General features: G+C 67.6%; 10 protein-coding genes. 4 read left to right on the forward strand and 6 right to left on the reverse strand.

The features are described 5' to 3' along the window. Positions 1-13 precede the first annotated feature (13 nt). Positions 14-496, forward strand: a complete 483-nt coding sequence (locus A3AS_RS0141385; RefSeq protein WP_018323287.1) for a GNAT family N-acetyltransferase — start codon at positions 14-16, stop codon at positions 494-496. A 160-nt stretch (positions 497-656) separates the two neighbouring features. Here A3AS_RS0141385 and A3AS_RS0141390 read toward each other — a convergent pair whose 3' ends face one another. The 6 genes from A3AS_RS0141390 to A3AS_RS0141415 form a co-directional block, all read right to left on the reverse strand. Then, positions 657-3,026: a TonB-dependent receptor gene (locus tag A3AS_RS0141390; RefSeq protein WP_018323288.1), complete on the reverse strand. Its 2,370-nt coding sequence runs from the start codon at positions 3,024-3,026 to the stop codon at positions 657-659. 147 nt (positions 3,027-3,173) lie between these two features. Continuing rightward, positions 3,174-3,575 (reverse strand): DUF2946 family protein, encoded by a 402-nt coding sequence (locus tag A3AS_RS0141395; protein WP_018323289.1) that lies wholly within the window; start codon positions 3,573-3,575, stop codon positions 3,174-3,176. 396 nt (positions 3,576-3,971) lie between these two features. Further along, on the reverse strand, positions 3,972-6,035 hold the full coding sequence (locus tag A3AS_RS0141400) for a membrane protein (RefSeq protein ID WP_018323290.1): 2,064 nt from the start codon (positions 6,033-6,035) through the stop codon (positions 3,972-3,974). 7 nt (positions 6,036-6,042) lie between these two features. Further along, positions 6,043-8,847, reverse strand: coding sequence for a DUF4159 domain-containing protein (locus A3AS_RS0141405; protein ID WP_018323291.1), 2,805 nt, complete (start codon positions 8,845-8,847; stop codon positions 6,043-6,045). Then, positions 8,844-9,788: a DUF58 domain-containing protein gene (locus A3AS_RS0141410; protein ID WP_018323292.1), complete on the reverse strand. Its 945-nt coding sequence runs from the start codon at positions 9,786-9,788 to the stop codon at positions 8,844-8,846. The genes A3AS_RS0141405 and A3AS_RS0141410 overlap by 4 nt, the downstream gene beginning before the upstream one ends. Then, positions 9,788-10,786 (reverse strand): MoxR family ATPase, encoded by a 999-nt coding sequence (locus A3AS_RS0141415; protein WP_018323293.1) that lies wholly within the window; start codon positions 10,784-10,786, stop codon positions 9,788-9,790. Before A3AS_RS0141415 ends, A3AS_RS0141410 begins: the two co-directional genes overlap by 1 nt. Before the next feature lie 283 nt (positions 10,787-11,069). On the opposite strand from A3AS_RS0141415, the gene A3AS_RS0141420 reads away from it, so the two are divergent. The 3 genes from A3AS_RS0141420 to A3AS_RS0141430 are packed head-to-tail and all read left to right on the forward strand — an operon-like array spanning position 11,070 to position 12,609. Further along, positions 11,070-11,681 carry a DUF1285 domain-containing protein gene (locus A3AS_RS0141420; protein WP_018323294.1) on the forward strand — a complete coding sequence of 204 codons (612 nt, stop codon included), beginning with the start codon at positions 11,070-11,072 and terminating at the stop codon, positions 11,679-11,681. Further along, entirely contained in the window at positions 11,678-12,349 is a 672-nt protein-coding gene (locus A3AS_RS0141425; protein ID WP_018323295.1) for a CoA pyrophosphatase, read from the forward strand. Before A3AS_RS0141420 ends, A3AS_RS0141425 begins: the two co-directional genes overlap by 4 nt. Further along, the gene (locus tag A3AS_RS0141430) at positions 12,346-12,609 is read left to right on the forward strand and encodes a DUF6111 family protein (protein WP_018323296.1); all 264 of its coding nucleotides are present in this window, start codon (positions 12,346-12,348) and stop codon (positions 12,607-12,609) included. Before A3AS_RS0141425 ends, A3AS_RS0141430 begins: the two co-directional genes overlap by 4 nt. Positions 12,610-12,616 lie beyond the last annotated feature (7 nt).

Here is a 12,616-nt window from a genome sequence, read left to right on the forward strand (position 1 = left end):
CGGAGTATCGCCAATGCGGGTGCGTCCAGCCGATTCCACTGAGATCGACCACCTCGCGCAGCTGTGGCACGATGCCTGGCACGGGTCGCATGCGCATCTTGCGCCGCCCGAACTGGTCCGCCTCCGCACGCTGGCGAGCTTTCGCGATCGCCTCGCAGTCATGCTTGCCGACATCTGCGCCGTCGGCCCCTCCGGTACGCCGCTTGGCTTCTGCGCCCTCAAGGGCGATGAACTGTATCAGCTCTTCGTGTCGCCAACCGCCCACGGGACGGGCGTGGCTGCGGCGCTGATCGCCGATGCGGAAGCACGGCTCGCCGCGCGTGGCGTGGAGCTGGCGTGGCTCGCCTGCGCGGTCGGCAACATGCGTGCCGCCCGGTTCTACGAGAAGAGCGGCTGGCGCAACGCCGGCACCTTTGTGATGATGTCAGAAACCTCGAAGGGGCCTTTCCCTGTGGATCAGTGGCGCTTCGAGAAACGGCTGACGCGTAGTCCGTAGCCCGGATGGAGCGAAGCGCAATCCGGGAAACCTCTCGCTACAGATGCACCGCCTCGGATTTCGCTGCGCTCCATCCGGGCTACGATGCTGTCAATGACGCGCGCGGCCGCGCCTGACACCCCGTCGTTGCCGGGGCCCGCGGGCCCCGGCTTGATCACCGTCAGAACTTGAAGTTCGCGAACGCCCGCACGCCGATGCCGGGCATCAACACCTCGTCCTTGGTGTAGGATACGGAGTTGCGGATGTTCTCGTTGAGGAGATTGTTGCCGACGATGCCGGCCATCATCTCGCGCGCGCCGAACCAGTTGCGGTCGAGCTTGGTCTTGTAGCTGACCTCGGCCTTCAACAGATTGTAGCCCGCCGTCGGCGTCTCGGCGATCACGGCGATGTTGTTCTGCGCGAAGGCGTGCAGCAGGTTGACGCGCATCAGCCAGTTGTCGTCGCGCCAGAACACGCCGCCGCCCATCCGCACCGGCGGAATGCGCGGCACGTTGGTGCCATCGCTGAAGGTGGCGCGGACCACGTCGAGTTGGTTCTCGATGCCCCAGATGCCGCCCTGGAACGCGCCGACGTCGAGCTGCGACTGGAATTCGCCGCCGCGGAAATTGGCATTGCGCTGCGAATACACCGCCTGGTTCAGCTCGGCACCCGGCGTGCCGCAGGAGGCAAAGTCGTCATCGCAGGACACGCCGGTGAGGCGGCGATAGATGAAATTGTCGAAATGCGTGTAGTAGACGGTCGCTTCGAAGCGGAACGGCCCCGTCGCCTTGCGCACGCCGAGCTCGACCGATTTGGCGGTCTCGATGGTGAGGTTGGGATTGCCGATGTCGAAGGTCGCAGTCGCGTCATGGCCGCCGCGTGAAAACAGCTCGGCCGCCTTCGGCGCGCGCTCGACATATTGCGCGGTGATGCTGCCGACCATGCCGCCCGGCAGATCCTGCAGCAGGCCGATGCTGCCGCTCTTGGGCGTGAAGGACGGATTGCGCGCGATCGCCGCCTGCGGCGTGCCGTCGGGCAAATAGTCGGCCGGGAAGTCCGGCGTCGTGCCGTGCAGCTCGACATGCTCGATGCGGCCGGCGATCTGCGCCCGCGTCGCCTCCGTGAACTTGAACTCGTTGAAGGCGTAACCGGCAACGCGCGTGCTGTTGTTGGGATCCCACAGCCCGTTGAACAGCGTGCCGGGATTGTCCGGGCTCGGCGCGCTCAATTCCTGGTGCCCGACCTGGAAGCCCAGCGCGGTCGTCACCTCGGCAAAGCGCGCGTTGAACGGCATCAGCTGCACCTCGGTGCGGATTTCCTGCTCCTTGTTGGTGAAGGTCTGCCTGATGCCGTCGCTGTTGAGGTCGGCGGGATCGGCAAGGCCGATCTCGTTGTGGCGGTAATCGGTCGCGCCGGCCCAGAAGCGGACGGCGTCGATCGTGGCGGCGTCGGGATGATACTCGCCCTTGACGTTGATCTTGGTCTGATGGCCGTCGATCCGCGTGCGGTGGTCGGCGCCGTCGATGCCGGGGATGTGGTAGAGCGAGTCGTTCTGCGTGATCGATGCGCCGATATAGCCGCCCTGGAAGAAATAGGACCCGCCGATCGAGGCGCCGTCCGAGCGCGTCGCCGAGTTCGGCTGGCGGCCGTTCACGGGGCGCGACTGATCGTGCAGATAGGGATAGCTCGGGATGGAATAGTCCGAGGTCGTGCGGCCATAGGCATCGGCGTGGAACGCGAAATTGCCGCCGCCGGTGTCGAGCAGCACGCCGCTTTCGACGCCGCGATCGACCGAAGAGAACGCGGTGCGGGTCTCGGCAGTGACGCAAGGCGAGGTCGCGGCGGTCGCGAGCGGCGCCTTGGTCGGCAGGCCGTAAGCCTGGAATGACGGCGCGCAGTTCGGCACCGCATCCGGAATCCGGTTGTTGGTGGCACTGACGACGCCGCCGATCGAGGTCGAGCCGTAGCGCAGCGCGGCGGGCCCGCGCACCACTTCGATCTGGTTGGTCGCGAGCGGATCGATCGGGACGAAATGATCCTCGCCGAGATCGGACGCGCCGCTCGAATTGGTGCCGTTCTCGACGATGCCGACGCGGTTGACGTCGAGACCCCTGATGATCGGACGGCTGGAGGCGCCGGGCGCGAAGCTCGAGCCGGTGATTCCGGGCTTGGAGAACAGGAGATCGCCGAGCTGGCCGCCGCCCTCGCGGCGGATCTCCTCGTTCGGCACCACCGTGACCGTCGCGAACTGGTTGGTCACGATAGGCAGCACGCCCTGCTGAGGCGCGGCGGGCACAGCGGCCGCCGGCTCTGCTTCCGCCGCTTGTTGGCGGCTGCGCACTCGCGCGGTCCGCGTGCCGCGGCCCGGATTGCGCGACGGCACCACCGCTCTGCGCACGATGGGGCTAGGCGCCGTCACGGTGACGGCGGGGATCTCGGTCGACGATTTGTCTTGCGCAGGCGTTTGGGCGAAAGCAGGCGTGGCGGCAGCGCCGAGCAGGAGCAGGCTTGCTCCGCCAAGACGCTGCGCGCGTCGCAATTTGAATGACATGGTCCTGATTCCATTCAGGCGCCGTCCGCGTGATGGTCTTTTGATCGGGAGGCGGCCTGCCGTCGCGGCGCGACGGAATTCGACTTCAACTTCTCCCGGGTATTTGCCGATGCGCGGCGCCCGGGCGTGATCAAGCGATGTTGAGAGTCAGGACGCGGGAGGGGCGCGCGGCTGGAACGCCGTGCCGGCCGATTTCAGATGGAGAAATTCGGCATCAGTGGTGCGGTGGAGCAGCTCGATCGCCTGCGGCAGCAGCAGCACGGGCGGCGTTGCCGATATGACGGTGCCCGCCATCGCGACGACGGCGCAGATCGCGCAATTGTCCTCGCCCTGATGCTCGCGGTCGGGAGCGGCGGGCGATTGCTTCTGGACCGCGGCGCGGTCGATCGCGGCACCTTTGGGGCTGTCGGTCTGCTGGAGCGAGGCCTGGGCAAGCGGCGCGGCCTGCGCGAACCAGTGGCTGTGCCCGAACGTCAGCGCGAACTGCACCAGCATCGCGAACAACGCGAGCCGGGCGCCGTGCCTGATATTCGACCGGAACCACTTCATCTGGAAAAGCCACCCCACGTCGCGGCACATCAATTCCCTGACGTCGCGACGTTACAATATAACATCGCGCGAGAGGTCGGCGGATGTCAACGGCGCCTCAGGCCTGTCTGTGCAGGCAGCCGGCCCGATGTGTCGTTCGGGCAACTAGACACGATGGATTCAAGTCCAGTTCAGCGGGGAGCGTTGCTCTCTCCGTGCCTTCCCCCCTTGTGGGGGAGGGGCAGGGAGGGGGGTGCCACACGGGGACTCTCACCGTCGCGCACAGGCCCGATGCATCGTCAACTACCGGCCCCTTTTCCTGGGCTACCCCCCTCGCTAGCCCTCCCCCACAAGGGAGGAGGGAACGCACCGCCGTCGCGGCGCTACGCGAGTCTCGTCCAATCAAGCTTCGGGCAACTACCGCCCCTCGCGGACCCAGGTCGCGGCAAACGCGCCGAGCAGCAGCAGCAGGCCAATCAACCCGGCAAAGATCGGCAGCACGCCGACACCCTTGACGACGCTGGCGTCGCGCATCCGCACGCCCATCCAGCCGTCGCCGGCGAAGACGCTGGCCGAGCGCACCGGCAGGATGCGCGGCAGCTCGACGTCGGCGCCGCTGGCCACGCGCACGGCGTTGCCGCCGGTCGCCTGCGTCAGCGGCTTCAATGTCTCGACGGTGGAGGTGACCTCCGAAAACTCCTTCGGATTGGTCGGGCCGACATTGATCAGCGCCTTCAGCGTGCCGTCGGTGGCCTGCCACAGGCCGAGCTCGCTCGCGGGAAGGCTGGCGCGCCATTCGCCGGGATCGCCGGGGCTCAGCGTCAGATCCTGCGACGCGCCGGACGGCGAGGTCACGCTCACCGGCTGGACGCTGTCGGCCATGGTCTGACGCACCACGACGAGGTTCTTGCCCTGCACCTGCAGACGCAGCGCCTCCTCGTCGAGGTCCGGCTGCTTCATCAGCCAGTGCGACATTCGCCTGAGCAGGTCCAGATGCGGGCCGCCGCCCTCATAACCGCGCGCCCACAGCCAGATGTGGTCGGAGAGCAGAAGCGCGACGCGGCCCTCGCCGAAGCGCGACAGGAACAGAAGCGGCTTGCCGTCGGCTCCCGTCATCACCGGCGGGTTGACGGAATTGCGGGTGTCGACGGTCCTGAAGAAACGGCTCCAGCGCGGCGGCTCGCTGGCGGAGCCCTCCAGGGCGCGCGTGACGGGGTGGCGCTTGCCGATGTCGGACAGATGCGCATAGAACGGCTTTTCCGTCACGCCCACGGGCTCTGCCGGCAGCACCGAATCCAGCGGCGTGCGCCAGATGCTGGTGTTGGAGGCGTAGTCGGGGCCGGCCGAGACCAGCACCGCGCCGCCGCCGCGGACATAGCGCGCGATGTTGTCGAAATAGGCGATCGGCAGCACGCCCTGGCGGGCGTAGCGATCGAAGATGATCAACTGGAATTCGTTGATCTTCTGCTGGAACAGCTCGCGGGTCGGAAACGCGATCAGCGACAATTCGTTGATCGGCGTGCCGTCCTGCTTCTCCGGCGGGCGCAGAATGGTGAAATGGACGAGATCGACGCTGGCGTCGGACTTGAGCAGATTGCGCCAGGTGCGCTCGCCCGAATGCGGCTCGCCCGAGACCAGCAGCACGCGCAGCTTGTCACGCACCCCGTCAATGGCGACGACGGCGCGGTTGTTCACCGGCGTCAGCTCTCTCTCGAGCGGCGAGGCCTCGATCTCGACGATGTTCGGGCCGGCATGCTTGATGTCGACGTCGACGCTCGCGGCCTGGCCGCTCGAGAGCGTGCGCTCGTTGATGACCTCGCCGTCCCTGCGGATCGTGACCTTGGCGCGCTCGCCGGAGACGCCCTGGTCGTCGAGGCGATAGCTGATGGTCTGGGTCTGGCCGACGATGCCGAAGCGCGGCGCCGCCGTGATCGCGATGCGGCGGTCGCGCTCGTCCTTCTGGCCGGTGATCAGCGCATGCACCGGCGCCTGGAAGCCGAGCGCCGTGGCGCTGGCCGGAATGTCGTGGACGCGGCCGTCGGTGATCAGGAACGCGCCGGCGACACGGTCGACCGGCACGTCCGACAAGGCCGAGGCGAGGGCGCCGAACAGCTTGGTGCCGTCGGTCTCGCCGTCGGCCTGTCCGGCTTCGACGACACGGACCTCCAGCCCCTTGACCTTCTTCAGGCCGTCGACCAGCGCCTCCTGCGCTTGCGCAGCCTCGCGATTGCGGTTGCCGAAATTCTGGCTCGGGCTCTTGTCGACGACGACGGCGGCAACCGAGGTGAGGGGATCGCGGTCCTCGCGGGTGAAGGAGGGATTGGCGAGCGCGAGCAGGAACAGCGCCAGCGCGGCCACGCGCACGGCGGCGCCGCGCGCGCGCGCAACCAGCAGCAGAAGCGCGATGACGACGATCGCGGCGAGCGCGAGCCACAACACGATCGCGGGAACAAGCGGCGTGAATGCGATGCCGTAATTCATATCGGTCCTATTGCCCCAGCCGTTCGATCAGGGCCGGTGCGTGCACCTGGTCGGCCTTGTAATTGCCGGTCAGCGTGTACATCACGATGTTGGCGCCGGCGCGGTAGGCGAATTCGCGCTGGCGGGTGTCGCCGCCGGTCACCGGCAGCATGGCCTGGCCGTCGGGCCGCACCGCCCAGGCGCCGGCAAGATCGTTCGAGGTGATGATGATCGGCGATACGCCGTCACCGCCGCGCGCCGGCCGCTGCGCGCTGTCCTCGTCCTCGTCGCGCGGCAGGGTCTCGACCCAGGTCTGGCCGGTGACGAAGCGGCCGGGGAAGTCGCGCAACAGGTAGAAGGTCTTGGTCAGCACGTGCTCGCGCGGCACCGGCTCGAGCTCGGGCACGTCGAGCGAGGACAGGATCTCGCGCAGCGTCCGCATGCCCGGGGTCTGCGCGGCGCCGTTGGCGCCGGGCGGGGCTTCGATCGCGTCGCGGGTGTCGAACAGCACGGTGCCGCCCTGCTTCATGTAGGCGTCGATCTTGTTGATGGCGTCCTGCGGCGGCTTCGGCGCGCCCGGCACGATCGGCCAGTAGATCAGCGGGAAGAAGGCGAGCTCGTCGCGCGCGGGGTCGATGCCGACGGGATCGCCGGCCTCGAGCGCGGTGCGCTGCGCCAGGAACAGCGTCAGCCCGTTCATCCCTGCCTTTACGATGGAATCGACGTCGGCATTGCCTGTGACGACATAGGCGAGGCGGGTCTGCGACGTCGCCTTCATCGCGAAGTCGTCCGTCGCGCTGTCGGCGCGTGACGGCGTTGGCGAGAGCGAGGCGAACAGCAGGCCAAGCACGATCATCGCGGGCGCGGCGCGGCGGCGCAGCAGCGCGGCGATCCCGCCGCCGAGCACCGCGACGATGATGGCATCGACCAGGAACAGCGCGAGCGCGGTCGACAGCAGCCAGCCGCGCAGGTCCCGCGGCTCGGCATTGGTGTAGGTGGCATGCCGGGCGCGCAGGCTCGCGGTGTTCAGCGCGGCGATGCGGTCGGCGCTGGCAAGCGTGTTCACGGCGAGCGGTCCTTCGGCCGGACCATAGAAGCCCGGCGGATGATCGGATGTGGCGCGGTCGCGGTAATCCGCGGGCAACGGCTTTGCGGTGGCCGGCGGCGGCCCGAAGGCGCCGAAGCCGTCGAGGATGTGCAGCGGGGCCACCGTCTCGGTGGTGGCTTCGCCGGCAACGCCTGCGCCGGGCTTGGACGTGTAGCCGGACATGTCGACCACCCGCCGCAGCATTTCGACGAAGGTGCCCGACATCGGCAGATCAGACCAGCGCATGTCGGCGCTGACGTGGAACAGACTGACGAGGCCCTTGCCGCGATGCTCGCCGGTGACCAGCGGCGTGCCGTCTTCCAGCGAGGCCCAGCTCTTGGTGGCGAGCACCGCATCGGGCTCGGCCAGCACCTGGCGGCTCACGGTGACGTCCTTGGGGACGGCGGCGCCGGCAAACGGGCCGTCGGCCGCGAAGGTCGCAAGATGCTGCGGCTTCTCCCAGGTCAGGCTGCCGCCGAGCGTGCGGCCGCCCTTACGCAGCTTGACCGGCACGAGATCGTCCTCAGCCTGCGCCAGCCGGGGACCGGCGAAGCGCACCAGCACGCCGCCCTGGTCGACCCAGGCATTGAGGCGCTCGCGCAGCTCCGGCGCGATGGTGCCGACATCGGCGAGGATGATCATCGGCAGCTTCTGGTCCAGGAATTGTGTGATGCCCTGCTGCGGCGAGCCCTTGTCGGCGAGCCTGACGTCGGCGAACGGCGCCAGCGCGCGGGTGAGATAGAAGGTCGGCGCCAGCAGCGGCTGCGCGGTCTCGCTGGTCGCACCCGAGACGATGCCGATGGCACGGCGGCGCCAGCGCTTGTCGAGCAGCTGCACCGCGCCGGCGGAGCGCTCGCCCGATATCTCGAGCCGCGTGATGTCGTTGCGCAGCTCGACCGGCAGATCGAACGCGGCGTCGGTCTCCTTGTCCTGCGGACCGAACGCATAGCGGGCCTCTCCGATCGGCGAGGCCTTGTGGTCCAGCGCGCGCACGGTGCCCATGGCGATGCCGCTGTCGGTGCGCAGCACCTTCACCGTCATTTTCGCCGCGGCGTTCTCGGCCGCGACCAGCGCCAGCGGCGAGGAGGTACCGCCTTCGAACACGGTCAGGCTGCTATCTCCGATGGTCTTGCCGAGGCCAGCCACGAAGTCCTCGCCGCGGCCGGTATCGACGCCGTCGGACAGCCAGGCGATCTCGCAGTCGCCGGTGGCCTTCAGGAAGCGGTCGACCGCAGTCAGCGTCTCGACGCGGTCGATCGAATAGGGCTTTGGCGCGAGCTGCCGCAGCGCGACGCGCGCGGCGCCCGCCGGCATCAGGGTGATGTCGCGGTTCGGCTCGGACAGCGGCACGAGCGCGATGGCGCGACGGTCGTTGTCGGCATTGGCGATCAGCTCGTCGGCGGCCCTGATCCTGATGTCCCAGTGCGACGCCGCGCTCCAGCCGTCGTCGAGCATGATCATCAGCGGCGCCTTGCTGTCGGCTGCGCCTGTTTGCGGATTCCAGATCGGGCCGGCGGCCGCGAAAATGACGAGAGCCGCAGCGAGGAGACGCAACGCGGTCAGCCACCAAGGCGTCCGCGAGGGCGTCTCCTCCCGCGGGGCGATGTCGAACAGCAGGCGCGTCGGCGGAAACTCGATGCGGCGCGGCCGCGGCGGCATCACGCGCAAGAGCCACCACAGCACGGGCAGGCTGACGAGGCCGATCAGAAGCAGCGGTTCGGTGAAGGCGAGCGGCAATCCCATCATGCGGCCGGCCCCGCCTTGATCGTCGTGGTGCGGGCGCCTGATTTGCTCACCTGCATGCCGGCATGCAGGAACAGCAACAGCTCGGCGGCGGAACGGTCGGTGGCATGCGTAGTGAACAGCCAGTCCAGCTTGTTGGTTTCGGCGCGGATCTGGTCGCGGTGCAGCGCGAGCCGCGTGGTGTAATCCTGCGCCCAGCTCTCGGCACGGCCGGCGGTGATCATGCCGAAGCCCTCGGGCTCGACGAACTCGACGCGGCCGGAATAGGGGAACGACTCCTCGGCGGGATCGACGACCTGCACCAGGGTGCCATGCGCGCCCGAGCCTGAGAGGCCTGCGAGCGTCGTCTTGATCTCCGTGATCGGCGACCAGAAATCGGACAGCACGATGATCTCGGCCAGCGCTGCCGGCACGAAGGACGGCGGCAGGCTGAGGCGGTCGGCATCGTCATGCAGCATCGCCTGCGCCATCTTGTCGATCACGCTGCGGCTCGCGGTCGGCGCCATCAGGCCGGGAATGCCGACGCGCTCGCCGCCGGACACCAGCAGCTCGGCCAGCGCGAAGGCGACGATCAGCGTGCGCTCGAGCTTGGACTCCCGCGCGGTCTTCGAGGCGAACGCCATCGACGGCGAGCGGTCGGGCCAGATCCACACCGTATGCGAGGCTTCCCATTCGAGCTCGCGGACATAGAGATGGTCGTCGCGCGCCGAGCGGCGCCAGTCGACGTTCTGCGCCGGCTCGCCGGAAACGAAGCGGCGGTATTGCCAGAAATTCTCGCCGGAGCCGGCGCGGCGGCGGCCGTGAAGGCCGTGGATGACGTTGGCGGCGATGCGGCGGGCTTCGAGCACCAGGCGCGGCAAGGAAGCAGCGAGCGTGCGGCTTTCGCCATCGGCACGTCGGATCGCAATGATCTCCTTCGCTGTGTGCCCGTTCTCCGCTGCCATCAACCGATCCGTGTCTTCAATTGCCGGATCACGTCCGGAATCGTGCGGCCTTCGGCGCGCGCCTGGAACGTCAGCGCCATGCGGTGCTTCAGCACGGGCTCGGCTAGGTCGAGCACGTCGTCCACCGAGGGCGCCAGCCGTCCGTCGATCAGCGCACGGGCACGCACCGCCAGCATCAGCGATTGGCTGGCGCGCGGGCCGGGGCCCCAGGCGATGAACTTGCCGGCTTCGCCGGCGTCGGGACCTGGACGGGCCGAGCGCACCAGCGACAGGATCGCCTCCACCACGGAATCGCCGACAGGCAGGCGCCGGATCAGCCGCTGCGCCGTGATCAGCGCGTCGGCGGTCATCGAACCCCTCGCCAGCGTTTCCTCGGCGCCGGTGGTTTCGAACAGGATACGGCGTTCGGCGTCGCGATCGGGATAGTCGACGTCGATCTCCATCAGGAAGCGGTCGAGCTGCGCTTCGGGCAGCGGATAGGTGCCTTCCTGCTCCAGCGGGTTCTGCGTCGCGAGCACGTGGAACGGCTTCGGCAGATCGTGGCGCGCGCCGGCCACGGTGATGTGCTGCTCCTGCATCGCCTGCAGCAGCGCCGATTGCGTGCGCGGGCTGGCGCGGTTGATCTCGTCGGCCATCAACAGTTGCGCGAACACCGGACCTGCGATGAAGCGGAAGGCGCGCCTCCCCGCGGTGCTCTCATCCAGCACCTCGGCGCCGAGAATGTCCGACGGCATCAGGTCCGGCGTGAACTGGATGCGCTTGGCATCGAGGCCGAGCGTCACGCCGAGCGTCTCGACCAGCTTGGTCTTGGCAAGACCGGGCACGCCGATCAGCAGTGCGTGGCCGCCGGAGAGGATGGTGACCAGCGTGTTCTCGATCACGCGATCCTGGCCGAAGATGACGGACGCGATCGCATCCTTCGCCGCGCGAATCTGGCTCGACACCTGCTCGGCCGAACGAACGATCCCGTCCTCGAGTTTCTCGACACTCTCCGCCATCCGTTCGCTCCTTCAGCCCGCCATGCGGCTTGCGTCGCGATGTCATCGCATCACGCCAGTTCGTCAAACCAGGTCCATCACGCTAGATCATGGGCCCTATGCTAGACTTGCAGGAAGGCCATGTATTCGTTGAATTAACCTATCCCCACCTTATCGACTTCGGGTTATGTACGGCATCACGAAGTGGCGACCTCCCCCACCGGACTAATCCGGGGTGGAACCGTGCACCCGAGAACAACGTAGACCTGCACCAATCGTGCCAAGGACAAAGTCAGGGCAAACCATGGCGAACCAAGGGCAGAGCGCGGATCGCGGTCTCGAGGGACTGACTGCCGCCGCCAAAAGTGCTGCCAATGCCGAAGGCGCCAAGAAAGGCCTGCCTCCGGTGCATCTGTGGAATCCGCCGTTTTGCGGCGATCTCGACATCCGAATCGCCTCCGATGGTACTTGGTTCTACTTGGGGACGCCAATCGGGCGCCCCGCGCTGGTGCGGCTGTTCTCGACCATCCTCAAGCGCGAGGGCGACAAGCATTTCCTGGTCACGCCGGTGGAGAAGGTCGGCATCCGCGTCGACGACGCGCCCTTCATGGCGGTCGAGATGCAGAAGGACGGCGAGAGCAACCATCGCGTGCTGCGCTTCCGCACCAATGTCGATGACTGGGTCACCTGCGATGCCGCGCACCGGCTGCGTTTCGAGCAGGCCAGGGACGGCGGGCTGACGCCATATCTGCACGTCCGCGCCGATCTCTGGGCGAAGGTCACAAGGGCGCTCTATTACGATCTGGTTGACATCGGTGAGGAGCGGATGGTCGATGGCCAGCCGATGTTCGGCGTCGAATCATCAGGCGAATTCTTCCCCATGGCCGATGCGGAGCAGGTGAGGGCCGCGCTTTGAACAAGCCTATTCTAACGACCGATCCGGTCCCGCTCGGCGCGGCGGATTTCTTCGCCCGCTCCAGGGCGAAGCTCGGCTTCGACGTTCCGCTCGGCCTCTACGATCCGAACATCATTCCCGCCTCGGGCGATCCCGGCACCGACAAGATGCTCGAGATCGTCGCGCGCGAGCAGCCGGTGCGCCCCGCGGCGGTCCTGATCGCGGTGGTCGATCATCCCGAGCCGACCATCTTGCTGACGCAGCGCTCGGCGCATCTCAACGACCATGCCGGCCAGATCGCTTTCCCCGGCGGCAAGATCGACGCCACCGACGCCTCGCCGCTGGATGCGGCGCTGCGCGAGGCCGAGGAGGAGGTCGGGCTGTCCAGAGATTTCGTCGAGCCGATCGGCTATCTCGATCTCTACGGCACCGCCTTCGGCTTCCGCATCCTGCCGACGGTCGCCAGGGTCAGGCCCGGCTTCGAGCTCACCATCAACCATTCCGAGGTTGATGACGCGTTCGAGGTGCCGCTATCCTTCCTGATGAACCCGGTGAACCATCAGGTGCACAGCAAGGAATTCCGCGGCATGGAGCGGTTCTACTACGCGATGCCGTTCGCGGAACGCTACATCTGGGGTGCGACGGCGGGCATGCTGCGTGTGCTGTATGAGCGGATCTATTCATCATGATCCGGACGGTTCTGACCGAGATCGGAATCTTCCTCATTCCCTTTGCCGTCTACGCGTTGTTCCTGGCCGCGACGCGGTCCGGCCTGTTCGCGCGTTCCTCCTGGCCGGTTGCGGTCGTCGCGCGCCTTGCGCTGGCGGCGATCGTGCTGGTGATCGCGGGCCTGATCGGACTTGCGCATTTCTCCGGCGCCGCCCCGGATTCGACCTACGTTCCCGCCCATATCGAGAATGGCCGGCTGGTGCCGGGCGTGGAAAAATAGGGGCCGC

The sequence above is a fragment of the Bradyrhizobium sp. WSM2793 genome (assembly GCF_000379585.1).
Lineage (GTDB): Bacteria > Pseudomonadota > Alphaproteobacteria > Rhizobiales > Xanthobacteraceae > Bradyrhizobium.